The 255-nt window shown below is 45.1% G+C and carries 1 rRNA gene; it reads right to left on the bottom strand.

Annotated elements, in window-relative coordinates:
* A 23S ribosomal RNA gene (locus E8Q33_RS15060) occupies window positions 1-255 on the bottom strand; the annotation flags it as partial.

Raw genomic sequence — 255 nt, 5'->3', positions numbered from 1 at the left:
TAAGCTTTCCAGCTTGTTCCACTAAAACGTTAAATATTACTTGCAGGCTGTTTCCCGTTCGCTCGCCGCTACTAGGGAAATCTCGGTTGATTTCTTTTCCTCCGGCTACTTAGATGTTTCAGTTCGCTGGGTTCGCCTCGTTAAGCTATGTATTCACTTAACGATACATACCCTAAAGTATGTGGGTTGCCCCATTCGGATATCGTAGGCTCAAAGCTCGTTTATCAGCTCCCCTACGCTTTTCGCAGATTACTA

It is taken from the genome of Methylophaga sp. SB9B, from assembly GCF_004832235.1.
Classification (GTDB): domain Bacteria; phylum Pseudomonadota; class Gammaproteobacteria; order Nitrosococcales; family Methylophagaceae; genus Methylophaga; species Methylophaga muralis.
The sequence above is the reverse complement of the archived record's forward strand: the minus strand, read 5'-3'. Positions and strand labels throughout refer to the sequence as shown.